We start from the raw sequence: 23940 nt of genomic DNA, 5'->3' as shown, positions 1-23940 counted from the left end.
GCACCGGGGCGGAAGGAGGGTGCGGTGCGTCAGCCGTCGAGCAGGGAGGCCACGGTGAAGTCCGCCGCGAGCTGCTCGAAGCGCCAGCCGTGCCGCAGCATCGCGTGCTTGCCCCCGGGCACGACGACGAACTCGACCTCGGTGCGGCGCGACAGCTTCTCGGCCACGAGGTGCGCCCGGTCGATCGAGGCGATCCGGTCGTGGTCGCCGTGGGCCACGAGCACGCGGGTGCCCCCGAGCGCGGCGTCGTCGGCGGGCATCACCCAGGGGTTGAGCGCGACGACGCTGCGGACGGCGGGGGCGGCCCCCGCGAGGAGGGCCGCGCGTCCACCGAGGGAGTGGCCGACGAGGCCCACCGGCAGGTCGCCGAAACGGTCGGCGACCTGCGCCAGCGCCCACCGGACGTCGTCCACCGGCGTCGTGCGGGGGTCCCAGCCCCGGTGCGAGTTGAGCAGCCTCAGCACCGCGAGCCGCCCGCGGCCGGCGCGGGCCACCCGGCTGGCCACGGGCTTCATCCGCAGCACAGACAGCTGCGTCGGGCTCACCATCGTGCTGTCGGGCCGGGACGCCCCGCCGTGCAGCACCAGCACCACCGCACGGGGGTCGCGCGGCGTGGAGACGTCGATCAGCTTCGGCTCGGGCATGCCGCCCGGTACCCCGTGGCGGGCCGGATCACGGCCGGAAGACGACCTTGACCATGCCGTCGTCCTTGGCGCGGAACGAGGCGTAGGCGTCGGGTGCGGCCTCGAGCGGCAGGTGGTGCGTGGCGAAGTCGTCGACGCCCAGCGGGTCGTCGGCGCCGGTGAGCAGCGGCAGGATGTCGTCGCTCCAGCGGCGCACGTTCGCCTGGCCCATCCGCACCTGCAGCTGCTTGTCGAACATCTGCATCAGCGGCAGCGGGTCCTTCGCGCCGCCGTACACGCCGGAGATGGAGACCGTGCCGCCGCGGCGCACGGACTCGAACGCCGAGTAGAGCGCGGCCAGTCGGTCGACGCCCGCGGACTTCATCAGCGGCTTGGCGACGGCGTCGGGCAGCAGGCCGACCAGCTTCTGGGCCGCGGAGGCCGCCCCCGAGCCGTGGGCCTCCATGCCGACCGCGTCGATGACGGAGTCCGCGCCGCGGCCGTCGGTGCGGTCGCGGGTCTGGTCGGCGACATCGGGGGAGGTGTCGATGTCGATGGTCTCGGCGCCGCGGGCGCTGACACGGGCGAGCCGCTCCGGGACGCGGTCGGCGACCACGACGCGGATGCCGCGGTGCATCGCGATGCGGGCGGCCATGTCGCCGATGGGGCCGGCGCCGAGCACCAGCAGCGTGCCGCCCTCGGGCACGTCGGCGTACTCGACGGCCTGCCACGCCGTCGGCAGCACGTCGCTGAGGAAGAGGAACCGGTCGTCGGGACCCTCCTTCGGCACCTTGATCGGCAGGGTGTCGCCGAACGGCACGCGCGGCAGCTCGGCCTGGCCGCCGGGCACGCTGCCGTAGAGGCTGCTGTAGCCGAAGAGGCTCGCGCCCGTGCCCTGGTCACGGTTCTGGGTGGTCTCGCACTGGCTGTGCAGGCCGCGGCTGCAGGTCCAGCACGTGCCGCAGCTGACGTTGAACGGCACCACGACGCGGTCGCCGACCACGAGGCTCGAGACCGCCGGGCCCACCTGCTCCACGACGCCCATCGGCTCGTGGCCCACGACGTCGCCCTGCGTCATGAAGGGGCCGAGGGCCTCGTAGAGGTGGAGGTCCGACCCGCAGAGGCCGGTCGAGGTCACGCGGACGATCACGTCGTCCGGGGCCTCGATGACGGGGTCGGGCACCTCGGTGACGCGCATGTCCTTGATGCCGTGCCAGGTCACTGCCTTCATGTGGAGCTCCTCGATCAGGGGGTGTGGAGCGCGCCGGTACCCAGGTCGGACGAGATCGAGGGGCGGACGGGTCCGGGTCGGACGCGCGGTCGGCGGGTACCTCCCGGCGTCATCTGATCGACCGAGGAAGGTGCCCATCCGCGTCGTGATCCTCAGCGCCCTCGTCGCCCGGCCGCCGGGTGACGCGCAGATGTCCGACGCGCTCGAGGCGCTGCTGGACCTGTGGTGCGCGGAGTGGGGCGACCCGGTGGACGGCACGATCCTGACGGTGCTGCGCGGCTGCCGCGAGGAGCACGACGCGGCGCACGACGTGCCCCACGACGCGATGGTGCTGGCGCCCCCGAGCGGGCCGACCGAGGCCGTCGGCCTGGTCGCCACCGACGACCCGGCCGCCGTGCGGGACCCCCGCGCCTGGTGCGAGCTGGAGCGCGGCGACGGGTGGTCCGGCTAGCCCGGATCCTGCGCCGGAGACCGCCGTCACGGGGCCGCCACGGGGCCGTCACCCCTCGGGGGGACTGGCCTCCCCCGCAGGGGTGGCAGTGCTTCGCAGCTGTAGCCGGGGCCCCCGAGCAGGGCTACGTTCGAAAAGCGGGGGCGGCTTCGGCCGCTCCCCGTCCAAGTCGGCCGACGACCTCGGCCCCGTCCCGTGCTCGACGCCCTCGGAGGTCGGTCCCGTGACCCTGAACCCTCATCCCGCTTCGACGGAGGACACCGTTACGACTCCCACCCACCATGTCGCCGACGTGCTCGACACCGTCGACGTCGTCCTCTCCACCGACCCGTCCGGTCGGGGAGCCACCCGCGAGCAGCGCCGGACGATGACGGCCGACCTGTTCGAGCTCCGTGACGTCGGCACGCCCCTGGACGGGATGCCCGACGCCCGCGAGCTCGTGCAGATCGAGGACCGCCTCGTGCGGGTCAACCTGCGGGTCGCCGAGGCGGTCGCGCACCGCTACGCCCACCGCGGCGTGCCCGTCGAGGACCTCGAGCAGGTCGCCGCCGTCGCGCTCCTCCAGGCGATCCGACGGTTCGACGCCCACCGCAGCGACGACTTCCTCACCTACGCCGTGCCCACCATCCGCGGGACGGTCCAGCGCCACTTCCGCGACCGTGGCTGGATGGTGCGCCCGCCGCGGGCGGTGCAGGAGCTGCAGTCCCGCGTCGTGCAGACCCGTGACTCGCTGGCCGCCCACTCCGGGGGCGAGCCGTCGGCCGACGAGATCGGCCGTGCGCTCGGCGTCCCGGCGGCCGAGGTGCGCGAGGCGCTGCAGGCAAGCGGCTGCTTCCAGCCCATGACGCTCGACCTGCCCGGCGCCGGCGCCGACCACCTCGCCGGCGGCCAGGCGGCCGCCGACCTCGACGCGGCCGAGGCACGTGCCGTGCTCGGCCCGCTGGTGCGCACGCTCCCCGACGTCGACCGGGCCGTCCTGCACCTGCGGTTCTTCGAGGAGCTCTCGCAGCGGGAGATCGGTCAGCGGCTGGGCATGAGCCAGACCCAGGTGTCGCGCCAGCTCGACCGCATCCTGCGCGACCTCCACGAGCGCACCGGCTCCGCGACGGCGTGAGCGAGGTCCCCCTGCCGGCGTCGCATCGACTCGGCCGTCACCGGGTACCCGTGCGCGTGCCCGCGATCCCCATCCCCACCACACCCCCCTCGCCGACGGTGATCCACGGACGGCGTCGTTGAGCAGGTCCCTGCGCGTCTGCGTCATCGCGAGCAGCACGTTCCCGGTGGTCCAGCCCTTCGCCGGTGGGATGGAGTCGATGACCCACGCCCTCGTCCGCGGGCTGTCCGCCCGCGGTCACGAGGTGACGCTCTTCGCGGCGCCCGGCTCCGACCCGGCCCTCGGCGTCCGGGAGCTGCCCGTCGCCGACCTCACCGTCAGCGACGGCGCCTGGACCGACCCGAACGCCCCGACGCGTCGCTGGATGAGCGAGCACCACGCCTACCTCGCGCTGATGCTCGACCTCGCCCGTACCGGCGGCGAGCGCTTCGACGTGGTGCACAACAACAGCCTCCACCACCTGCCCGTCGCGATGGCGCCCGCGATCTCGGTGCCGGTCGTGACCACGCTGCACACCCCGCCCGTGCCCTGGCTCGAGTCCGCGGTCGCGCTCGCCACCGATCCTGGCCGCTTCGTGGCCGTCAGCCGGCACACCAGCGAGGCGTGGGCCCACGTGACGCCGAGCCGGACGATCCTCAACGGCGTCGACCTCGACGCCTGGCGCCGCGGCCCCGGCGGTGGTCCCGCGGTCTGGAGCGGACGCGTCGTGCCCGAGAAGGCCCCGCACCTGGCGATCGACGCCTGCCGGGCGGCGGGCGTGCCGCTCGTGCTGGCCGGGCCCGTCTCCGACCTCGCGTACGTCGAGCGGGAGATCTGGCCGCGCCTGGGCGACGGCGTGACGTACGCCGGTCACCTCGGCGCCGAGGACCTCGCCGCACTGGTCGGGTCCGCCTCCGTGGCCCTGGTGACCCCCGAGTGGGACGAGCCGTACGGTCTCGTCGCCGCCGAGGCGATGGCGTGCGGCACCCCGGTCGCGGCCTTCGCCCGCGGTGCGCTGCCCGAGGTCGTCGGTCCCGCCGGCGTGCTGGCCACCCCCGGCTCCGTGCCCGACCTGGCCCGTGCCGTGCGCGCCGCCGCCGGCATCGACCGGTCCCTCGTGCGGGCGCACGCCGTCCGCACGTGCTCGATCGACCGGATGCTCGACGAGTACGAGGCGCTCTTCGTCGAGATAACCGGGTCGGTGGCCGCGTGATCGGCTACTACGTCCACCACGTCGGTCACGGGCACTGCCACCGAGCGGCTGCGTTCGCCCGGCGCTGGCCCGACTGCGTGACGGGCCTGTCGTCCCTGCCGCGGCCCGCCGACTGGCCGGGTCCGTGGGTGCAGCTGCCCCGGGACGACGAGGCCGAGCTGCCGCGCGACGTCACCGCCGGGGGCCGGTTCCACTGGGTGCCCGAGCGTGACCCGGGCCTGCTCGGACGGATGGCGGAGATCAGCTCGTGGATCCGCCACCTGGAGCCCGACGCCGTCGTCGTCGACGTCTCGGTCGAGGTCGCCACCCTGGTCCGCCTCCACGGCGTCCCCGTCGTCACCGTCGTCGGCCCGGGTCGGCGCGACGACCCGGCCCACCTCCTCGGGCTCGGTCTCGCCCACACCCTCGTCGGCTTCTGGCCCGACGGCGCGACCGACGCCCTGCTGCCCGGCCTGCCCGCCGACGTGCGGGCCCGGGTGCGGCCCGTGGGCGGGCTGTCGCGGTACGCCGTCAGCGACGCCGCACCCTCGTCGGCGACCGCCGCCGACGGACGTCGGCGCGTCGTCCTCATGATGGGCGCCGGGGGCGACGACCTCGACCCCGCCCACGTCGACGCGGCCCGGGCGGCCACCCCGGACTGGGACTGGACCGTCATCGGCGGCACGACGGGGGAGTGGCGCGACGACCCGTTCCCCCTGCTCCTCGACGCCGACGTCGTCGTCACCCACACGGGCCAGAACGCCGTCGCCGAGGTCGCCGCCGCCCGGCGGCCCGCGGTCGTCGTACCGCAGCTGCGACCGCACGACGAGCAGCACGTCACGGCCGCGGCGCTCGCCGCCGGCGGCTGGCCCGTGATGGTCGAGCCCACCCTGCCCACGACCGGCTGGCCCGACCTGCTCGCGCGCGCCGCGGCCCTCGACGGCTCGCGGTGGCGGGACTGGTGCGACGGTGGCGCCGTCGACCGCTTCGTCGGCGTGGTCCGCGACGTCGCCGCGGGCGGCTCCGCGTGAGCACCGCCGCCGCCACCGCCGTCGTCACCCTCGCCCGCGGCCGCCACGAGCACCTCGCCGCCCAGCACCTCTCGGTCTGCCACGGCACCCGCCGGCCCGACGACTACGTGCTGGCGTCGATGGACGACCCGAGCCTCGTCGAGGCCACCACGGGGGGCCTCCGTCGACGCGTGGTCCCCGTCGCCGCCTCCGCCGCGGCCGGGCTGCCGCTCGCCGCCGCCCGCAACCTCGCCATCGGCACCGCCTTCGACGCCGGTGCCGAGGTCGTGGTCGGTCTCGACGCCGACTGCCTGGCCGGGCGACGGCTCGTGGCGGCGTACGCCGACGTGGTCGCCCGCCGTCCGGGCACGATCTGGTCCGGCCCGGTCACCTACCTCGACCCCCGGCCCGCCGGCGGCTACCCGCTCGGCGACCTCGAGCTGCTCGACGACCCCCACCCCGCCCGTCCCGCGCCGGCCCCCGGCGTCGAGGAGGACGGAGCCGACCCGCGCCTGTTCTGGTCGCTGTCGTTCGCGCTCTCGCGCGAGGCGTGGGAGCGCTCCGGCGGCTTCTGCGAGGACTACGTCGGGTACGGCGCGGAGGACACCGACTTCGCCCGTCGCGCCGATCGCGCCGGCCTCGACTTCGGGTGGGTCGGCAGCGCCCGCGCCTACCACCAGCACCACCCGGTGAGCCGCCCCCCTGTCGAGCACCTCGACGCGATCCTGCGCAACGCCGGCGTCTTCCACGGCTACTGGGGGGAGTGGCCGATGCTCGGCTGGCTCGAGGAGTTCGAGCGCCGGGGGCTCGCCGTCCGGGACGCCGACGGGCGCTGGCGCCGGGCCTGACGGGCGTGCTCGGGAGCCTCCGGCACGGGTACCGGGAAGCGTGACGACCGAGCACGGACCGACCCCCTCCCACCGCCTCCTGCCGATCCACGAGACCGTGGAGGCGATCGAGGAGTACGGCCCGTTCTCGACCGACTCCGACCTGCTCGTCGACCTGCAGGCCCAGGGCGCACGGGTGCAGCAGATCGCCCCCGGCTGCATCGGGATGAGCGTCTCCGCGCCGAGGCACGGCGTCACGTTCACGCTGGTCGCCACCGAGGAGATCACCGGTGGGCCCGCGGAGGCGGAGCACGTCGACGGCGAGCCCGCCGAGGCCTCGGGAGCCGGCGCCGTGCCCGACGAGGACGACCTGCTCTCCGAGGAGCGGTGGCGGGTGCTGGCGGCCACTGCCGGGTCCCGCGGGGTCGCCTCCTCGCTCTCGCTCCCCCTGACCGAGGACGGCCGGGTGGTGGGCAGCATCAACCTGTACGGTGCGGAGCCGGCCACGTTCCACGGCCACGTCGACGCCCTGGCGCAGGCGCTCGGGGCGTGGGCCGCGGGGGCGGTCACGAACGCGGACCTCGCCTTCGACAGCCTCGAACAGGCACGGGCCGCGCCGGCCCACCTCCGGGAGGAGACGGTCCTCGGCGTGGCGGCCGGGCTGCTCGCCACCGCGTTCTCCTGCAGCATCGGGGAGGCCGAGGAGCGGCTGCGGCGGGGAGCGCTGCAGGCCGGCATCTCGACGACCGCCCTCGCCGAGGCGCTCGGCGCCGCCTACCGCGGGTCCTGAGCCGCTCGCTCGAGACCCGCGGTGCCCGCTCCTACCGCGGAGCGAGCGGCCGGGTGGCGGGCCCGTCGAGGACCTCGCCGTCAGGCCGGAAGCGCGACCCGTGCAGCGGGCAGTCCCAGCTGCGCTCGGCGTCGTTCCACGCCACGACCCCACCGAGGTGGCTGCACACGGCCGACACCCGCTGCTCGACCCCGCCGACGCCGCAGGAGGCGCTCGGCGGGCGGGTGCCGTCGTACGCGACCGTGGCCTCGGGCTCGGAGCAGCGACCCGGCAGCAGCGGGCGGACCCAGCCGCTGCCGAGCGCGACCGCGACCTCGGTGTTGAGCAGGGCGGCCTTCGGCAGCCCGGCCAGCTCCCGCGGACCCCACGACCGCATCGCCGTCGACCAGCGCGGCGCGGTGCCCGCCAGCGTGCCGGCGATGCTGAGGGCCGCTGCGACGCCACCGGTCATGCCCCACTTCGAGAACCCGCCCGCGACGAGCAGGTCGTCGCGTCCGGGCACGAGCGCTCCCGCGTACGGCAACGCGTGGTGGGGCGAGTAGTCCTGCGCCGACCACGCATGGGTCTCACGGGCCTCCGGGAAGTGGTCGGCGGTCCAGGCGCGCAGCGTGTCGAGGTGCTCGCTCGTCGGCCGTGACCGTCCCGTCGCGTGGCCCTCGCCGCCGACGAGCAGGACCCGGCCGCCGTCCTCGGCGGGGGCGTCGCGCAGCGACCGGGAGGGGGCGTCCGCAGAGAGGTGCATCCCGTCGACGACGGGGCCGGGGGTGTGGAACGCGATGCTGTAGGACCGCTGCGCGGAGAGGCGGGCGAAGAACCCGCCGCGGTCGAGGACGGGGGTGTTGGTCGCGAGCACGACCCGGTCGGCCGTGAGCTCCGCGCGGTGGCGGGCGTCGTCCGCCCCGTCCGGCGAGACGTCGAGACGCACGGGGTCGTGTCCGTGCACACGACGCACGTGCCAGCCCTCCACGACGACGACGCCCAGGACCCGGCAGGCCTCCGCGAGCTCCTCGACGAGCGCCAGCGGGTCGAGCTGCAGCTGGTCGTCGAGGCGCACGGCGCCGGCGGTCGGGAACGGCAGTCCGACGTCGTCGACCCACGTGGCCGGGAGGCCGGCGGCGCGGGCGGCGGCGAGCTCGCGCCGTACGAGACGGGTGCCGGACGCCTCGTTCGCGTAGGTGGTCGCGGCGCGACGCTCCACGACGATGCCCGCCTCCTCGGCGAAGGCGGCGATCCACTCCTGCGCGTCACGGTTCGCGTCGACGTAGGACCGCAGGGTGGAGGTGCCGTGCGTCCGGCGGATCCGGGACAGCTGGGTGCCCTGCAGCAGGCTCACCTTCGCCGTGCTGCGACCGGTCGTGCCCGCGCCCAGGTGGCGGGCCTCGACGACCATGACGGAGCGCCCCGCACGGGCCAGGAGGAGGGCCGTGGTGAGGCCCGTGAGACCCCCGCCGACCACGACGACCTGGTGGTGCGCCGTGGCGGCGGGGACGAGGGGGGAGGGGAGCTCGGCAGCCGGCGCCCGCCGGCCCTCCCAGAGCGAGGTGAGCATCCCGGGTCAGCCGACCCGGGCCGGGAACCGGTCCCAGACGCGGTGCGAGCGCGCCAGGTCGGCCACCGTGGTCCACGTGACGACGGCGTCGTCGTCCAGCACGACGCCCGTGTCGCCGGCGGTGAGACCGGCTGCGGCGAGCGCCTGCTCGCCCCGGCCCCAGGCGCCGATCACCTTGGAGTGCCGGTAGGCCTCCTCCAGGAGGAGGACGACCCGCGGGTCGAGGACGGTCGAGGCGGAGGCCCCGGACTTCTCGTCCCGGGCGCCGATCGCGTCGGGTGCCGGCGGCGGGGCGTCGGCCAGGAGCACGACGTCGAGCTCGACGGAGCGCACGTTGGCGAAGGTGCGCTGGACGGGTAGGCCCGCCACCGTCCCGCCGTGGGGCGCCACGAGGAACGGCACCAGACCCGCCTCGAGGATCGCGGTGCGCACGGGCTCGATCGCGTCGGCCGGCGTGTCGGTGCCGACGACGATGCCGACGATGCGGCCGTCCGTGGGCCAGGTCTGCCCGAGCTGCGAGAGGGCCGGGCTGGGCGTCGGGTCGGTGAGCGTCTCGGTGGGCTCCGGCGCGGGCAGGCCGAGACCGGTCGCGACCTCGGCGCAGAGCACGGGGTCGATGTTGGCCAGGGCCAGCAGCTGCCGCTCCTTGACCGTCTGCTCGTAGCACTTGCTCAGCTCGAAGGTGTAGGAGCTGATGACGTGCTGCTGCTCGACGGCGGTGAGGCTCAGCCAGAAGAGGCGGGCCTGGCTGAAGTGGTCGTCGAAGCTGGCCGGCTGTGCGCGGACCTTCTGGCTGGCCGCGATGGACGCCGCCGCGTCGACGAACGCCCGCGTCTCGGTGTCGGAGAGGTCGGCGCCCGCCATGAACGGGCAGCCCCCGTCGAGGCTGTTCGGCTGGTACGGCGCGACGCCCGGGTGCACGGCGTGCTGGTGGTAGCCGTCGCGCAGCATGTCGTTGACCGGCGCGTGGGTGCGGTTGATCGGGATCTGGTTGAAGTTCGGTCCCCCGAGCCGGCTGAGCTGCGTGTCGAGGTAGGAGAAGTTGCGCGCCTGCAGCAGCGGGTCGTTCGTGGCGTCGATGCCCGCGACGAGGTGGCCCGTGTGGAAGGCGACCTGCTCGGTCTCGGCGAAGTAGTTGGTGGTGTTGGCGTCCAGCACCAGCCGGCCGATCGGCTGGACCGGAGCGACCTCCTCGGGCACGAGCTTGGTCGGGTCGAGCAGGTCGATGCCCTCGAACATCTCCTCGTCGGTGTCCGGGAAGACCTGCACGCCCAGCTCCCACTCGGGGAACGCGCCGGACTCGATCGCGTCGGCGAGGTCGCGGCGGTGGAAGTCCGGGTCGAGGCCGCCCAGCAGCTGGGCCTCCTCCCAGGTGAGGGAGTGGACACCGAGCTTCGGCTTCCAGTGGAACTTCACCAGCGTGGTCTCGCCGGTCTCGGTGGTGCACCGGAAGGTGTGGACGCCGAAGCCCTCCATCATCCGGTAGGAGCGCGGGATGCCGCGGTCCGACATGTTCCAGATCGCGTGGTGCTGGGCCTCGGTGTGGAGCGAGGCGAAGTCCCAGAACGAGTCGTGGGCGCTCTGCGCCTGGGGGATCTCGCGGTCCGGGTGGGGCTTGCCCGCGTGGATGACGTCGGGGAACTTGATGCCGTCCTGGATGAAGAACACCGGGATGTTGTTGCCCACCAGGTCCCAGACGCCCTCGTCCGTGTAGAACTTCGTGGCGAACCCGCGGGTGTCGCGCACCGTGTCGGCCGAGCCGCGCGAGCCGAGCACCGTCGAGAAGCGGACGAACGTCGGCGTGCGCTTGCCCTCGGCGAACAGGCCGGCGCACGAGATCGACGTGGCCGTGCCGTAGCCCTCGAAGTAGCCGTGCGCGCCCGCGCCGCGGGCGTGCACGACGCGCTCGGGGATGCGCTCGTGGTCGAAGTGGGTGATCTTCTCGCGCAGGTGGTGGTCCTGGAGCAGGGTCGGGCCGCGCGGCCCGGCCTTCAGCGAGTGGTCGGTGTCGCGCAGGCGCGCGCCGGTCGAGGTCGTCAGGTACGGGCCCTGCTGGCCGCGGGCGGCCGGGGGACCCTCCAGCTCGGCGCCGGTGGCGCTGCGCAGCTCGGGGGCGGACTGGTCGTCCTTCGGCGGCAGCGGCGCGTGGGGAGTCGTCGGCTCCTCGAGCGGCGGCGGGACGGGGGCCGGGGCGCCGGGGATCGTGGGGCTGCTCGGCGAGAGCGCCTCCGCGGTCTCCTCGATCACGTGCTTGACGGCGCGTGCGGGCTTCGACGGATCCATGGTGGTGCCTTCCGGAAGAGGGACCTGCAGGGGTGCCGGTCGGCCGGGGACGGCCAGGGCGGCAGACGTCGGTACCCCTGCCTCCGGGGGCCGACCCGAGGCGGTCGGACCTCCCGGTCCGGGTACCGGGGCGGCGTCAGCACCCCCGAGCAGCACCCGCCGAGCAGGAGGCGTCATGGACCACCAGGACCAGCACGAGCACGACCAGCAGGACGACCAGCAGCAGGAGCAGTCCGAGGGCCAGGTGTCGGAGGTCGCCAGCATGGGCGACGCGGGAGCGGACGCGACGATCTACCCCGAGGACGCCACCGCCGGCTACCCCACGGGTGGCGAGGGCTCGCCCCAGAGCACCGACGACGGCGAGGCCGTGACCCGGTCGGCCGGCGAGGGCACCCGGCCCGACGAGGGCACCGCGGGTCCCGACGCCGCGCCCCACCAGGGCGGCTGATCAGCCCCGCACGTAGTGGGCGAGCAGTCCCCGCTCGAAGCGGCGGGTGCCCTCCAGCCGGAGGTCGCCCGCCACGAGCCGGGGGTGCCGCTCCAGGGCGGCGAGCTGGCGCTCGTCGCCCACCTGCAGCACGAGGTGGCCGCCGCGGCGCAGCGCGTCGGCGGCGACCGTGAGGCACTGGGCGGCGAGCTCGGTGCCGTCGTCGCCGCCGTCGATGGCCTCGACCGGGTCCTCCGGGAAGCGGCCGACGTCGGCCCGACGGACCCACGGCGGGTCGGCGAGCACGAGGGGGAACGACCCGGGCGCGATGGTCGCGCGGGTCATCTCCACGCACCGCACGTCGGAGACCACGCCCGCGGTCGCCGCGTTGCGCCGGGCGAAGTCGCAGGCGACCGGGTTGGCGTCCACCTGCAGCAGGGCGCGGCCGCTCTCCCGGGCGGCGACGATCCCCATGTGGCCGGCGCCGCTGCACAGCTCGAGGATCGGGCCGGGAGGGGCGTCGGCGCCGAGCTCGGCGACCCAGGTCGACTGGGCGACGGTCCAGGCCCGCGGCTCGAGCACGCGGTCGTCGTACGCGATGTCGACCCCCGCGAAGTCGACGCGCTGCTCGGTCGGGCCGGCAGTCGGGTCGGCAGTCGGGCCGGCAGTCGGGTCGGCAGTCGGGTCGGGGTGGTCCAGGGGCGGTGGGGTCACGGTTCTCCTCGGCTCGGTCGGGCTGTGCGGGGCGGTACCCACCGGACGGGGTACCGGACCGCCGTCAGTGACCACGAGGAGGACGTCTCATGCTTCTGCCCGCATCGCGCGGACCCGTCAGCGCCGCCGTGATCGACGCCGCCCGGGGCGGTGACGCCACCGTGCCGCCCCACGACGGCGACGACCTGCACGGCGCCGACACGCAGCTGGCCCTCTGGGTCGTCTACGAGCTGTCCTACCGCGGCTTCGACGACGCCGCGGACGACGCCGAGTGGGACCTCCGGCTGGTCGCCTGGCGCCGGGGCGTCGAGACGGCGATCGAGGCCGGGCTGCGTCGCCGTACGGCGGACGACGTCGCCGTCGCCCGTGAGGCCTCCGACGACCTCGTCGGACAGCTGCGCGCCCTCGTCGCGCACGTCGACGGCCCTCCGCTCGCCCGGTTCCTCCAGCGGAGCGCCACCCGCGACCAGGTGCTGGAGTTCCTCACCGAGCGCAGCGTCTACCACCTCAAGGAGTCCGACCCGCACGCCTTCGTGCTGCCCCGCGTCGACGGCCCCGCCAAGGTGGCGCTCGCCGAGCTGCTCTACGACGAGTACGGCGGGGGCCGCCCCGAGCGCCTGCACTCGCTGCTCTACGCCGACGCGCTGCGCTCCTGCGGCATCGACGCGACGTACGGCGCCCACGTCGCCAACGCGTCGGGCCCGACGCTGCTGTCGAACAACGTGATGTCGCTGCTCGGGCTGCAGCGCCGGCTGCACGGCGCGAGCCTCGGCCACCTCGCGGCCTTCGAGACGACGAGCACCGACCCGTGCCGGCGCATCGCCGCCGGGATCGAGCGGGTCGGCCTGCCGGAGGCCGCCGCCGCCTACTTCCACGAGCACGTCGAGGCGGACGCGGTGCACGAGCAGGTGGTGCTCACCGACATCTGCGCGAACGCGGTCGACGCCGACCCGTCCCTGCGCGACGACGTGCTGTTCGGGGCCGCCGTCTGCCTGCGCGTCGACGCCGACGCGGGTGCGGCGCTGATGGACCGCTGGACGAGCGAGGCGGCCGTGGCCGCGCACGACTCCGCCGACGACCTCGTGCGGTCGGCATGACCCGCCGTGGTGGCGAGGACGTGCCCGTCGACGGGTCGCCCGCGCGGCGCGAGCCCGTGCGTGCTCGGCTCTGCCCGGACGGCCCGCTGCTGCTGCGGGGCGCCGACGAGGTGGTCGCGGCCGACGGGACCGTCCACCCCGTGACCCGGCCCGTGGTCGCGGTCTGCGCCTGCGGCCGGTCGGGGCGTGCGCCCTGGTGCGACGGCACGCACGCCTACGTCAAGCCGCGTCGTACGTCGTAGCGTGGCCCGGTGCGTCACTCCCTCGACCTCCTGCTGGACGCGTCGGGCGACGCCGCGGTGCGCGCCGAGTGGCGGCTGCTGAGCGAGGCCGGGCTGCCCAGCTCGGGCGACCGCCAGGACGCCACCCACGGCCCCCACGTCACGCTCGCCGAGCGTGACGAGGTGCCGGCCGAGGCCGAGCGCGCGGTGGGCACGCTCGTCGCGTCGCTGCCGCTGGCGCTCCACCTCGGTCCGCCCGTGGTGCTGGGCACCGCCGACCGGTGGTTCCTCGCGCGCTCGGTCGTGCCGAGCGCCGCGCTGCTGGCGCTGCACGCGGAGGCGGCGGAGCTCCTCGGTCCCGGGGGCCCGCCGTGGGCGGCGCCCGGCGCGTGGCTGCCGCACGTGACGCTCTCGCGACGGCTCACCACGACGGCGCTCACCGAGGCCCTGGGCCTGCTGGGCCCGGCGTACGACGTGGCCGCCACGCGGCTGCGGCGCTGGGACCCGGAGGCCCGGACCGTCCGCGACCTGTGACCCGCGCAACACTCGCGCAACCTGCGGTCTGGTGCCCTGGCGGTCCACACCCGTCCGACGAAGGAGAGCGCGATGACCGAGAACGTGACGCTGCGGGAGCTGACGGGCATGAGCGACGCGCCCCCGTCGCTGCGGGGCTCCGCCGTGGTGATGGTGGACCTGCAGAACACCTACACGCGCGGCGTGATGGAGCTGGAGGGCGTGCAGGCGGCGATCGACGCCGGCGCCGAGCTGCTCGACCGGGCCCGGAGCGCCGGCACGCCCGTCATCCACGTCATGCACGACGCGGGGGTCGGCTCGCCGTACGACGTCAACGCCGAGATCGGCCAGATCGTCGACCGCGTCGCGCCCCGCGACGGCGAGGCCGTGGTGGTGAAGAACTTCCCGAACTCGTTCGTCGGCACCGACCTCGAGCAGCGCCTGCGTGGCCTGGGCGTCGAGAACCTGGTGCTCGCGGGGTTCATGACCCACATGTGCATCAACTCGACGGCCCGCGGCGCGTTCAGCCTCGGGTTCGCGCCGACCGTGGTGGCCGGCGCCACCGCGACCCGGCGGCTGCCCGGAGGCGGGGGCGTCGAGGCCCCCGCGCTCCAGGCGGCCAGCCTGGCCGCCATCTCCGACCTGTTCGGGGTCGTCGTGCCCGACGTGGCGGCCCTGCCGGACTGACGCCGGGTCAGGGGATGATCCGGGCCGACCGGTACTGCTCGACGTAGTCGAGGAGGGTCGCGCGGGTGTCGCGGGTCGCGCTGAAGCCTGCCGTGCGGCTCTTGTTCATGTCCGTCACGACCTCCATCCCGCGGCCCAGGTCGGCGTCCGTGTGCCACCACGAGGCCACGCGAGCGAGGTCGGGCTCGACCAGACCGTGGCGCTCCACGACCCGCGCCCAGACGGGCTCGACGTCGGCCATCTGCTCCTCGAGCGGTCGCGGCGCGCCCTCGAAGCCCTCCCAGGGCAGGTCGAAGTGCGCGGCGAGCTGCGGCCACAGCCAGCGCCAGCGGAAGACGTCGCCGTTGGCGGTGTTGAAGGGCTCGTCGTGACCGGCCTCGGACTCGGCCGCCCACAGCATCTGCTCGGCGAGGAGTCCCGCGTCGGTGACGTCGGTGAGACCGTTCCACTGCGTCTCGGAGCCCGGGAAGACGAAGGGGCGCCCGAGCTCGCGGCACAGCGTCGCGTAGGCGCAGAGGGTCGCCACCATGTTCATCGCGTTGCCGGTGGCGAAGCCGAGCACGGTGTGCGAGCGGTGCACGCTCCAGGTGAAGCCGTCGCGCTCGGCGGCGGCGAACAGCTCGTCCTCCTGCGCGTAGTAGAAGTTCGGCGTCGAGCTGCGCGGCTCCTCCTCGTGGAAGGGGGTGTCGGGCATCTCGCCGGTGCCGTAGGCCTCGAAGGGGCCGAGGTAGTGCTTCAGCCCCGTCATGAGCGCGACGTGGCGCACCGAGCCGGCGGGGGAGAGGGCGGCGAGCAGGTCGCGCACGGCGCCCCCGTTCACGCGGATGTTCTCCTCCTCGGTCTCCCGCCGGGTCCACGCGGTGAAGACGACGAACGCGGGAGCGACGTCGGCGAGGGCCTCGCGCAGCTGGTCGGCGTCCTGGAGGTCGGCCTGCACCGGCCGGACGTCCGGGTGGACGCTCGTGCCGCTGCGGGAGAGACCGTAGGTCTCCCAACCGGCCTCGACGAGCGCGGCCGCGACGGCCTGGCCGACGATGCCGGTGGCGCCGACGACGAGGGCGCGGCGGGGTGCGTCGGTCGCGGGGGTCGTCACGCGTCCGCCCGACCGGGCGCGGGGTCCGGGTCGCTCGCCGGCTCCGAGTCGGGGTCGAGCTGACCGGTCTCCGCGGCGCCGCCGTCGGCGGTCGTCGGCTCGGAGTCCTGGTCGTGGTCGGGGTCGGACCCGAGCGGGTCGCGTCCGTTGGGTCCGGGTGTCGGGTCGGGGGTCATGACAGGTCGGTACCCGGGTCGCCCGCGGCGAGTCCCGTGGCGGGTCTCACTGCGGGTGCGGGTAGGCGAAGTCCGGTCCGAGCGCCGCGACCTGGTCGACGAACCACGGGCTGAGGGCCCACGGGGCCTGGTGGGCGACCGCCCACGCGGTCGCGGGCGCGGTCCACGCGGTCTCGGCCACCTCGTCGGGGTGGGGCGTCAGGGGCCCGTCGACCCGGGCGACGAAGACCGGGCAGTGCTCGTTCTCGACGACACCGCCGGCGTCGACGGCGCGGTAGCGGAAGTCGGGGAGCAGCAGCTCGACGCCGGTGACGTCGACCCCTAGCTCGTGGCGGCCGTAACGCCGCACGGCGTCCTCCATCGCCTCGCCGGGCCGCGGGTGGCCGCAGTAGGAGTTCGTCCAGACCCCCGGCCAGGTGCGCTTCGCAAGGGCCCGCCGGGTCAGGAGCAGCCGCCCGTCCGCGTCGAGGAGGTGGCAGGAGAACGCGAGGTGCAGGGGCGTCCGCTCGTCGTGCACCGTGGCCCGGGGCGCGGTGCCGGCCGGGGAGCCGTCCGGGTGCAGCAGGACGACGAGGTCCTCCGTCGACGTCATCGGGTCCTCTCGGGGGTCGTGCGGACGTGGGGGTCGTGCAGCCAGGGGGTGGTGCCGGGGTCGGTACCCGGGGCACCCTGCCTGAACCGGGTGGTGGCGGGCACCGGTGGGGTGGCGCGGCCCGCACCGGCGAGGCTGCACCGGAGGATCCGGCGCACCGACGACGAGAGGGCGGGTCGATCATGACGGACCGCCCCCGTGGCTCGGTCGCCGCAGGCCTGGTGGACGCCGCCCATCCGGGGCCGGCGCTGGCGGTCACCGTCGTCGCCGGTGTGCTGGCCTCGGCGGCGGACCGGTCCGCCGTCGTGGTGGCCCTCGTCGTCCTCGCGGTGCTCGCCGGGCAGCTCACGGTCGGGTGGGCCAACGACCTCCTCGACGTCGAGCGCGACCGGGCGGTCGGCCGTGCCGACAAGCCGGTGGCCACCGGGCAGGTCCCTCTGCGGGTAGCCCGGGTCGCCCTGCTGCTGGCCGCGGTCGCGTGCGTCGCGCTCTCCGCGGCGCTGGGGTGGCGCAGCGCGCTGGTCCACCTCGTGCTCCTGGTCGGCAGCGCGCACGCCTACAACCTCGGCGTGAAGGCGACGGCGGCGTCATGGGCGCCGTACGCCGTGGCCTTCGGCGCGCTCCCGTCCGTCGCCTTCCTCGCAGACACCGGTCCGACCGGGGACGCCGCCCGGTGGGCGCCGTGGTGGATGACCCTGGCCGGCGCAACCCTGGGCGTCGCCGCGCACCTGCTCAACGTCCTGCCCGACCTCGACGACGACGCGCGCACCGGCGTCCGCGGTCTCCCGCACCGCCTCGGAGCTGCGCGCTCGCGGGCGCTGGCGGTCGTCCTCCTGCTCGCTGCCTCCGGGCTCGCGGTGCTCGGGCCGGCCGGGCCGCCGCCGGCCTGGGCGTGGGCCGCGCTCCTGGTCGTGGTCGGTCTGGCGGTCGTCGGTCTCGTGGGCCGGGGGCGCGCCCCGTTCCGTGCGGCGCTGCTCATCGCGGTGGTCGACGTCGTGCTGCTCGCGGCGGTGACGCGGTGAGTGCCTCTCGGCGACCCCTCCGGCGGGTACCGGTCCCCGAGGCACCTCCCGCCTCGACCCCGACCAGAGACGAGCCGACGATGCGCATCCTCAGCGTGCGGGGCGTCCTGCCCGAGCACAGGTACCGCCAGCAGGACATCACCGAGGCGTTCGCGACCTCCATGCTGAGCGGCGGGACCGTCGACCGCGGCGTCGTCGACCGCCTGCACCGCAACGCGGGCGTCGAGACCCGCCACACCGCGCTTCCCCTCGACGCGTACGCCGGGCTGGCCGACTTCGGCGCCTCCAACGACGCCTTCATCCGGGAGGGCGTCGTGCTGGGCGCCCGCGCGGTCGTCGAGGCGCTCGCCGCCGTCGGCCTGGAGCCCGCCGACGTCGACCTCATCGTGTCGGCGACGGTCACCGGCCTCGCGGTGCCGTCGCTCGACGCCCGGGTGGCGGCGCTGACCGGCATGCGGCAGGACGTCGTGCGGGTGCCGCTCGTGGGGCTCGGCTGCGTGGCCGGCGCCGCGGGCGTCGCGCGCCTCCACGACTACCTCGTCGGGCACCCGGACGCCGTCGCCGTGCTGATGAGCGTCGAGCTCTGCTCGCTCACGCTGCAGCGCGACGACGCCTCGGTCGCGAACCTCGTGGCGAGCGGGCTCTTCGGCGACGGGGCCGCGGCCGTCGTGGCGGCCGGGTCGCGCCGGGCCGAGGCGCTCGCCGGCCGGAGCACGGAGGCCGGGGCGGGCACGCAGCCCGTCGTGCTCGCCGCGCGCAGCCGGCTCTACCCCGACTCCGAGCGCACGATGGGCTGGGACGTCGGCGCCGGCGGCCTCAAGATCGTGCTCGACGCCTCCGTGCCCGACGTGGTGCTGCGCTACGTCGGCGACGACGTGCGCGCGTTCCTCGCCGACCACGGCCTCGGCCCCGACGACATCGGCTGGTACGTCGCCCACCCCGGCGGCCCCAAGGTGCTCGAGGCCATGCAGGAGGCGCTCGGCGTCGACCGGGAGGCCCTCGCCGTCACCTGGGACTCGCTGCGGCGGATCGGCAACCTCTCCTCGGCGTCCGTGCTGCACGTGCTCGCCGACACCCTCGCGGACCGTCCACCGGCCCCGGGCTCCCACGGGCTGATGCTGGCGATGGGCCCCGGCTTCTGCTCCGAGCTGGTCCTGCTGCAGGTGCCGGCATGAGCAGCGAGGTCCTCTTCACCGTGCTGGTGCTCGCCGTCGGCCTCGAGCGCCTGGCCGAGCTGGTGGTGTCGAAGCGCAACGCCGCCTGGGCCTTCGAGCGCGGCGGCGTGGAGTCCGGCCGGGGCCACTACCCCGTGATGGTCGTGCTCCACACCGGCCTGCTCGTCGGCTGCCTCGTGGAGGCCTGGTGGTCCGACCGGGCCGTGTCCCCGCTGCTGGCCTGGTCGATGCTCGCGCTGGTCGTGGCCAGCCAGGCGCTGCGCTGGTGGTGCATCGGGGCGCTGGGCCGGCAGTGGAACACCCGCGTCATCGTCGTGCCCGGTCTCCCGCTCGTGGCCCGGGGTCCCTACCGCTTCCTGCGCCACCCGAACTACGTCGTCGTGGTGGTCGAGGGCGCGGCCCTCCCGCTCGTCCACGGCGCCTGGATCACCGCGGTCGTGTTCACCGTCGCCAACGCCGCCCTGCTGACCGTACGGATCCGCACGGAGGAGCGCGCCCTGCGGTCGGTGGCCGCGTGAGCGCCCGTCGCGTCGACCTGCTGGTCGCCGGCGGCGGGCCCGCAGGTCTCGTGACCGCGCTGCACGCCGCGCGGGCGGGCCTCGACGTCGAGGTCTGGGAGCCCCGCGGGGGCACCGTCGACAAGGCCTGCGGCGAGGGCCTCATGCCCGGGGCGCTGGCCGAGCTGCACCGGCTCGGCGTCGACCCGGCGGGCCATGCGCTCCGCGGCATCCGGTACACCGCCGGCACCACCTCGGTCGACGCGGCCTTCCGCCGCGGGCCGGGCCGCGGCATCCGTCGTACGACGCTGCACGACGCCCTGCGCGAGGCGGCCCTCGGGGCCGGCGCCCGCATCGTGCCCCGGCGCGTGGGCGCGTTCACCCAGGACGACACCGGCGTGCTCGTCGACGGCGTGCGCGCGGCGTACCTGGTGGGCGCCGACGGACTGCACTCCTCCGTGCGCCGGGCGGCGGGGCTCGACCTGCCGGCGGCGCCGCGCCCGCGCTTCGGCCTGCGGCAGCACTTCCGGGTGGCCCCGTGGTCGGACCTCGTCGAGGTGCACTGGGCCGCGCACGCCGAGGGATACGTCACCCCGGTCGCGCCCGACGTGGTCGGCGTGGCCGTGCTGGCCGCGACGGGCGGCGGGTACGACGAGCGGCTGCGGCAGCTGCCCGAGCTGGCCGACCGGCTGCGGGGCGCGGAGCCCGTCAGCGAGGTGCGGGGCGCCGGACCCCTGCACCAACGGGTACGGCGCCGCGTGGCCGGTCGGGTCGTGCTGGTCGGCGACGCCGCCGGCTACGTCGACGCCCTCACCGGCGAGGGGCTGGCGCTCGCCTTCGCCCAGGCCCGTGCGGCGGTCGCCGCGATGGTCGACGACGACCCCGAGCGCTACGAGCGCGACTACCTCCGGGTGACCCGGCGCTACCGCTGGCTGACGACCGCCCTGCTCGCCGCCACGCGCCCGGCGGTGGGGCGACGGGTGCTCGTGCCGGCCGCCCGGCTCCTCCCGGGGGTGTTCGCGCGCTCGGTCGACGCCCTGGCCCGTCCGGTCGACTGAACCGCTCCCCGGGGTGAGGGCACGGGCTGCCCTGGCGCGGGGGACCGTGGGGGGCTACGGTCGGAGCAGGACCGGATCCCGAGGTCCCCCTGCTGGCTGCAACCACCGGCCAGGCCGCCTCGTCGCCCTTCGGAGGCGCACCGTGGCCCTGCACGACATCACCCCCTCGCTCGCTCCGGCCGCCGTGCTCGGAGACGTCGACGACGCCCTGGTCGCCGACCCGACCGCCCGCCGCACGCCGCGGGAGACGCGTCGGGTCCTGACGGCCTCCCTCTTCGCGCTGCGGGCCGACGTCCGCGCGGCCGCAGCGCCGGGCGAGCCCTCGGTCCCGCTCGTGGAGGGGATCGAGGACCGCCTCGTCCGCCTCAACCTCCGGGTCGCCGAGGCCGTCGCCTGGCGCTACGCCGGTCGGGGGCTCGCGGTCGACGACCTCGAGCAGACCGCGGCGCTCGCCCTGCTCCAGGCGGTCCGCCGCTTCGACCAGGGCCGCAGCGACGACTTCCTCACCTTCGCGGTGCCGACGATCCGCGGCAGCGTGCAGAAGCACTTCCGCGACCGCGGGTGGATGATCCGCCCTCCCCGCAGCATCCAGGAGCTGCAGACCCAGGTCGTGCGGGTGCGCGACTCGCTCGGCGACCACGACGGGGCGGAGCCCTCGGTCGACGAGATCGCCCGTGAGCTGGGCGTCTCCGCCGCCCGGGTGGGCGAGGCGCTCCGGGCGAGCGGCTGCTTCCAGCCGCTCACCCTCGACCTGCCCGCCACCACCGGCGTACCGGTGGCCGGCGAGGAGGACGAGCGCGACCGTGACGGCTTCCGAGCCGCCGACGCGCGGCTGCTGCTGGGCCCCGTGGTCCGCGCGCTCTCGCAGCAGGACCGCAGGCTCGTGCAGCTCCGCTTCTACGACGAGCTGTCCCAGCGCGAGATCGGCGCCCGGCTGGGGATGAGCCAGACCCAGGTCTCGCGCCACCTCGACCGGGTGCTCCGCGACCTCGGGTCCCGGCTGGAGCCCCTGGCCGGCTGACCCGCTGCCGCGCCGGGTCAGCCCCGGAGGCCTCGGGTACAGGTCTGCGTCCACATGTCGTACACAGAGGGAGACGCACGATGAGGAAGCTGACGTTGCTGGCCGGGGTCGGGATCGGGTACGTGCTGGGGTCGCGCGCCGGACGCGAGCGCTACGAGCAGATCAAGTCGAAGGCGCAGCAGACCTGGCAGGACCCGCGGGTGCAGGAGAAGGCCGCCGCCGCGCAGGACCTCGTCGAGCAGAACGCGCCGAAGGTCGCGGACAAGGCCGGCCAGGTCGCGTCCGACCTCGCGGCGAAGGTGAAGGGGTCCGACGACGCAGCCGAGACCACCCCGGGGTCCGACACGGCGCCGCAGCCCGTCGTACGACCCGAGCCCGACCTGGCGGCCGAGACCGGCATCAGCACGAGCGCCGGCTCGGCGCTCGGCTACGGCACCCCCGGGCTCACCGCCGTCTCCGACGACGTGTCCGCCGACGACGACACGCGTCGCTGAGCGAGCGGACGATGACCGACGTCCGGGGGGACGAGACCACCGCGGCGCTCGTCACGCGGCTGTCCCAGCAGACCACCGAGCTCGTGCGCGCCGAGCTGAAGCTCGCCCAGCTCGAGATGACCCACAAGGCGAAGTACGCCGGCTTCGGGGCCGGGGCGCTCGCCGCGGCGGCGCTCGTCGCCGTCCTCGGCCTGGGCGCGCTGGTGGCCACGGCCATCATCGCGCTCGACCTGGCGCTGCCGACCTGGTTGGCCGGCCTGGCCGTCACGGTCGGGCTGTTCGTCGTCGCCGGATGCCTGGCGCTGTTCGGCCGGGGCAAGGTCCGCCACGCCGTGCCGCCGCAGCCCGAGCGCACCGTCGCGAACGTGCAGCAGGACATCGAGACCCTCAAGGAGAGCCGACACCGTGACCACGCCTGACCGCTCGAGCGAGCCCGAGCCCACCGTCGAGGAGATCGAGGCGCAGATCGAGCGCACGCGTGCCGACCTCAGCGACACCGTCGAGGCCCTGACCGCGAAGCTCGACGTCAAGGGCCGGGTGAAGACCCGCGCGAGCGACGTCGTCCACCAGGGCCGCGAGCAGGTCGACGTCGCCCGGGGTCACGCCGTCGCCCTCGGCACCCGGGCGCGCAGCGCCGCCCTCGACGAGCGCGGCCGCCCGCAGCCCCCGGTCGTCGCCGGGCTCGCGGCGTTCCTGCTCGTCGCGACCGCGGTCAGCGTGGTCGTCGTCCGGCGACGCCGATGAGGCTGCGCCGCGGGACCGACAACGACGACGCCGGGGCCCCGGACGACGGGGCGGCCCGCGCGGCCGCCCCGTCCCCGGACGACCCGCGCAAGGCGGACTCCGTCACGGACCTGGAGAAGGGGTCCTGGCGCTACGTCGTGCGTCGTACCGCCCGCGAGTTCAGCAAGGACCAGTGCACCGACCTGGCCGCCGCCCTGACCTACTACGCGGTGCTCGCGCTGTTCCCGGCGATCCTGGCGCTGCTGTCGCTCGTGGGGCTCGTGGGCCAGGGCCGCCAGACCGTCGAGACCCTGCTCGACATCCTGCGCGACGTGGGCGCCTCCTCGGTCGCCGAGACCGTCGAGCCGATCCTCGTGCAGCTGAGCGAGACACCGGGCGCCGGCGTTGCCTTCGTCGTCGGGCTCGCCACCGCGCTGTGGTCGGCGTCGGGGTACGTCGGCTCGTTCGGCCGCGCGATGAATCGGGTCTACGAGATCCGCGAGGGACGCCCGATCTGGAAGCTCCGACCGCAGATGCTGCTGCTCACCGCGATCCTCTCGGTGCTCGCCGCCGTCGTCGCGCTGGGCCTCGTGCTGACGGGCCCCGCGGCCACCGCCGTCGGTGACGCGGTCGGGCTCGGCGACGCCGCCCAGCTGGTGTGGGCCATCGCGAAGTGGCCCCTCATGCTGGTGATGGTCGTGGTGATCGTCGCGCTGCTCTACTACGCGACGCCGAACGTGCAGCAGCCGACGTTCCGCTGGGTCAGCATCGGCGCGGTGCTCGCCATCGTCGTGTGGGTGCTCGCCTCCGCCGGGTTCGGCTTCTACGTCGCCAACTTCTCCAGCTACAACAAGACCTACGGCTCCCTGGCGGGCGTCGTGGTGTTCCTGCTGTGGCTGTGGATCACCAACCTCGCGCTCCTCTTCGGGGCCGAGCTGGACGCCGAGCTCGAGCGCGGCCGCGAGCTGCAGGCCGGCATCGTCGCGGAGGACACCATCCAGCTGCCCCCGCGCGACACCCGGAACATCGAGAAGGCCGACGCGCAGCACGAGGCCGACCTCACCCGCGGCCGTCGCGTCCGGGAGACGCACGGCCACGAGGACGGTCCGAAGGACTGACGCGCCCGGCGCGGGCAGGCTGCGGGCCGGTGCCGGCCGGATCAGTCCGTGCCGACCCGGTGGTGCTCGTCCACCCAGGTGCGCACGCGCCCTGCTGGGGCGCTGCCGGGGCCGCCCTGGTCTGGATCGGGCGGCCCCGGGACGAGCGCGACCTCGAGACGGTGGTCCTGCCGATGGAGGCGCTGCGCCAGCTGCGTGCCCGGGTCGACCGGCCCGGGAGGGTCTTCGGCGCGGATCCGGGCATGACGGCGCACCCCAGCGGC

The 23940-nt window shown here is 75.3% G+C and carries 28 protein-coding genes; 20 read left to right on the top strand and 8 right to left on the bottom strand.

What is annotated here, in order from left to right:
• Window positions 1–29 precede the first annotated feature (29 nt).
• Together K329_RS0112595 and K329_RS0112590 are read right to left on the bottom strand one after the other, a co-directional pair.
• A complete protein-coding gene (locus K329_RS0112595) occupies window positions 30–644 on the bottom strand; it encodes an alpha/beta hydrolase (protein WP_028473318.1) in 615 nt (204 codons plus the stop codon).
• Between the two features lie 28 nt (window positions 645–672).
• Complete coding sequence (locus tag K329_RS0112590) at window positions 673–1854, bottom strand: alcohol dehydrogenase catalytic domain-containing protein (RefSeq protein ID WP_028473317.1); 1182 nt, start codon at window positions 1852–1854, stop codon at window positions 673–675.
• Between the two features lie 130 nt (window positions 1855–1984).
• On the opposite strand from K329_RS0112590, the gene K329_RS0112585 reads away from it, so the two are divergent.
• The 6 genes from K329_RS0112585 (at window position 1985) to K329_RS29600 (ending at window position 7217) form a co-directional block, all read left to right on the top strand.
• Window positions 1985–2305: a hypothetical protein gene (locus K329_RS0112585; protein ID WP_028473316.1), complete on the top strand. Its 321-nt coding sequence runs from the start codon at window positions 1985–1987 to the stop codon at window positions 2303–2305.
• A gap of 292 nt (window positions 2306–2597) precedes the next feature.
• A complete protein-coding gene (locus K329_RS26585) occupies window positions 2598–3419 on the top strand; it encodes a sigma-70 family RNA polymerase sigma factor (RefSeq protein ID WP_052336830.1) in 822 nt (273 codons plus the stop codon).
• Window positions 3420–3537: 118 nt separating this feature from the next.
• A complete protein-coding gene (locus K329_RS0112575; protein ID WP_028473315.1) occupies window positions 3538–4611 on the top strand; it encodes a glycosyltransferase in 1074 nt (357 codons plus the stop codon).
• Window positions 4608–5621, top strand: coding sequence for a glycosyltransferase (locus K329_RS26580; RefSeq protein WP_043643366.1), 1014 nt, complete (start codon window positions 4608–4610; stop codon window positions 5619–5621). The genes K329_RS0112575 and K329_RS26580 overlap by 4 nt, the downstream gene beginning before the upstream one ends.
• Window positions 5618–6448 (top strand): glycosyltransferase family 2 protein, encoded by an 831-nt coding sequence (locus tag K329_RS0112565; protein ID WP_028473314.1) that lies wholly within the window; start codon window positions 5618–5620, stop codon window positions 6446–6448. Before K329_RS26580 ends, K329_RS0112565 begins: the two co-directional genes overlap by 4 nt.
• A 40-nt stretch (window positions 6449–6488) precedes the next feature.
• Window positions 6489–7217: a GAF domain-containing protein gene (locus K329_RS29600; protein ID WP_028473313.1), complete on the top strand. Its 729-nt coding sequence runs from the start codon at window positions 6489–6491 to the stop codon at window positions 7215–7217.
• Between the two features lie 31 nt (window positions 7218–7248).
• Here K329_RS29600 and K329_RS0112555 read toward each other — a convergent pair whose 3' ends face one another.
• Entirely contained in the window at window positions 7249–8766 is a 1518-nt protein-coding gene (locus K329_RS0112555; RefSeq protein WP_028473312.1) for an FAD-dependent oxidoreductase, read from the bottom strand.
• A 6-nt stretch (window positions 8767–8772) separates the two neighbouring features.
• Window positions 8773–11049 (bottom strand): catalase, encoded by a 2277-nt coding sequence (locus tag K329_RS0112550; protein WP_028473311.1) that lies wholly within the window; start codon window positions 11047–11049, stop codon window positions 8773–8775.
• 175 nt (window positions 11050–11224) lie between these two features.
• On the opposite strand from K329_RS0112550, the gene K329_RS26570 reads away from it, so the two are divergent.
• Window positions 11225–11497 carry a hypothetical protein gene (locus tag K329_RS26570; protein WP_043643362.1) on the top strand — a complete coding sequence of 91 codons (273 nt, stop codon included), beginning with the start codon at window positions 11225–11227 and terminating at the stop codon, window positions 11495–11497.
• On the opposite strand, the gene K329_RS26565 is transcribed toward K329_RS26570, so the two are convergent.
• Window positions 11498–12190: a methyltransferase gene (locus K329_RS26565; RefSeq protein ID WP_052336829.1), complete on the bottom strand. Its 693-nt coding sequence runs from the start codon at window positions 12188–12190 to the stop codon at window positions 11498–11500.
• Between the two features lie 89 nt (window positions 12191–12279).
• Between K329_RS26565 and K329_RS26560 the strand changes: the two genes are divergently transcribed.
• The 4 genes from K329_RS26560 to K329_RS0112520 all read left to right on the top strand — a co-directional run bounded on the left by K329_RS26560 (window position 12280) and on the right by K329_RS0112520 (window position 14708).
• Window positions 12280–13287 carry an iron-containing redox enzyme family protein gene (locus K329_RS26560; protein WP_052336828.1) on the top strand — a complete coding sequence of 336 codons (1008 nt, stop codon included), beginning with the start codon at window positions 12280–12282 and terminating at the stop codon, window positions 13285–13287.
• Window positions 13284–13529: a CDGSH iron-sulfur domain-containing protein gene (locus tag K329_RS0112530; protein ID WP_052336827.1), complete on the top strand. Its 246-nt coding sequence runs from the start codon at window positions 13284–13286 to the stop codon at window positions 13527–13529. Before K329_RS26560 ends, K329_RS0112530 begins: the two co-directional genes overlap by 4 nt.
• Window positions 13530–13538: 9 nt before the next feature.
• Window positions 13539–14042 (top strand): 2'-5' RNA ligase family protein, encoded by a 504-nt coding sequence (locus K329_RS0112525; RefSeq protein WP_028473309.1) that lies wholly within the window; start codon window positions 13539–13541, stop codon window positions 14040–14042.
• Window positions 14043–14114: 72 nt separating this feature from the next.
• The gene (locus K329_RS0112520; protein ID WP_028473308.1) at window positions 14115–14708 is read left to right on the top strand and encodes a cysteine hydrolase family protein; all 594 of its coding nucleotides are present in this window, start codon (window positions 14115–14117) and stop codon (window positions 14706–14708) included.
• 7 nt (window positions 14709–14715) lie between these two features.
• Here the strand turns inward: K329_RS0112520 and K329_RS0112515 are convergent, their stop codons facing one another.
• The 3 genes from K329_RS0112515 to idi are packed head-to-tail and all read right to left on the bottom strand — an operon-like array spanning window position 14716 to window position 16569.
• On the bottom strand, window positions 14716–15801 hold the full coding sequence (locus K329_RS0112515; protein ID WP_028473307.1) for an SDR family oxidoreductase: 1086 nt from the start codon (window positions 15799–15801) through the stop codon (window positions 14716–14718).
• A complete protein-coding gene (locus K329_RS0112510; protein ID WP_028473306.1) occupies window positions 15798–15977 on the bottom strand; it encodes a hypothetical protein in 180 nt (59 codons plus the stop codon). Before K329_RS0112510 ends, K329_RS0112515 begins: the two co-directional genes overlap by 4 nt.
• A gap of 46 nt (window positions 15978–16023) precedes the next feature.
• Window positions 16024–16569: an isopentenyl-diphosphate Delta-isomerase gene (idi, locus tag K329_RS0112505; RefSeq protein ID WP_028473305.1), complete on the bottom strand. Its 546-nt coding sequence runs from the start codon at window positions 16567–16569 to the stop codon at window positions 16024–16026.
• 182 nt (window positions 16570–16751) lie between these two features.
• Between idi and K329_RS0112500 the strand changes: the two genes are divergently transcribed.
• The 9 genes from K329_RS0112500 (at window position 16752) to K329_RS0112460 (ending at window position 23677) form a co-directional block, all read left to right on the top strand.
• On the top strand, window positions 16752–17591 hold the full coding sequence (locus tag K329_RS0112500; protein ID WP_028473304.1) for a UbiA family prenyltransferase: 840 nt from the start codon (window positions 16752–16754) through the stop codon (window positions 17589–17591).
• A gap of 80 nt (window positions 17592–17671) precedes the next feature.
• Window positions 17672–18766, top strand: a complete 1095-nt coding sequence (locus K329_RS0112495) for a type III polyketide synthase (RefSeq protein ID WP_028473303.1) — start codon at window positions 17672–17674, stop codon at window positions 18764–18766.
• Window positions 18763–19284 carry an isoprenylcysteine carboxyl methyltransferase family protein gene (locus tag K329_RS0112490; RefSeq protein ID WP_028473302.1) on the top strand — a complete coding sequence of 174 codons (522 nt, stop codon included), beginning with the start codon at window positions 18763–18765 and terminating at the stop codon, window positions 19282–19284. Before K329_RS0112495 ends, K329_RS0112490 begins: the two co-directional genes overlap by 4 nt.
• Window positions 19281–20321, top strand: a complete 1041-nt coding sequence (locus K329_RS0112485; RefSeq protein WP_028473301.1) for an NAD(P)/FAD-dependent oxidoreductase — start codon at window positions 19281–19283, stop codon at window positions 20319–20321. The genes K329_RS0112490 and K329_RS0112485 overlap by 4 nt, the downstream gene beginning before the upstream one ends.
• A gap of 142 nt (window positions 20322–20463) precedes the next feature.
• Window positions 20464–21342: a sigma-70 family RNA polymerase sigma factor gene (locus tag K329_RS26555; protein WP_052336826.1), complete on the top strand. Its 879-nt coding sequence runs from the start codon at window positions 20464–20466 to the stop codon at window positions 21340–21342.
• Window positions 21343–21422: 80 nt separating this feature from the next.
• Complete coding sequence (locus K329_RS30905; protein WP_157571712.1) at window positions 21423–21836, top strand: hypothetical protein; 414 nt, start codon at window positions 21423–21425, stop codon at window positions 21834–21836.
• An 11-nt stretch (window positions 21837–21847) separates the two neighbouring features.
• Window positions 21848–22255 (top strand): phage holin family protein, encoded by a 408-nt coding sequence (locus K329_RS0112470; RefSeq protein WP_028473300.1) that lies wholly within the window; start codon window positions 21848–21850, stop codon window positions 22253–22255.
• Complete coding sequence (locus K329_RS0112465; RefSeq protein WP_028473299.1) at window positions 22242–22580, top strand: DUF3618 domain-containing protein; 339 nt, start codon at window positions 22242–22244, stop codon at window positions 22578–22580. Before K329_RS0112470 ends, K329_RS0112465 begins: the two co-directional genes overlap by 14 nt.
• Window positions 22577–23677 carry a YihY/virulence factor BrkB family protein gene (locus K329_RS0112460; protein WP_028473298.1) on the top strand — a complete coding sequence of 367 codons (1101 nt, stop codon included), beginning with the start codon at window positions 22577–22579 and terminating at the stop codon, window positions 23675–23677. The genes K329_RS0112465 and K329_RS0112460 overlap by 4 nt, the downstream gene beginning before the upstream one ends.
• Window positions 23678–23940 lie beyond the last annotated feature (263 nt).

The organism is Nocardioides alkalitolerans DSM 16699, from assembly GCF_000426525.1.
Lineage (GTDB): Bacteria > Actinomycetota > Actinomycetes > Propionibacteriales > Nocardioidaceae > Nocardioides > Nocardioides alkalitolerans.
The sequence above is the reverse complement of the archived record's forward strand: the minus strand, read 5'-3'. Positions and strand labels throughout refer to the sequence as shown.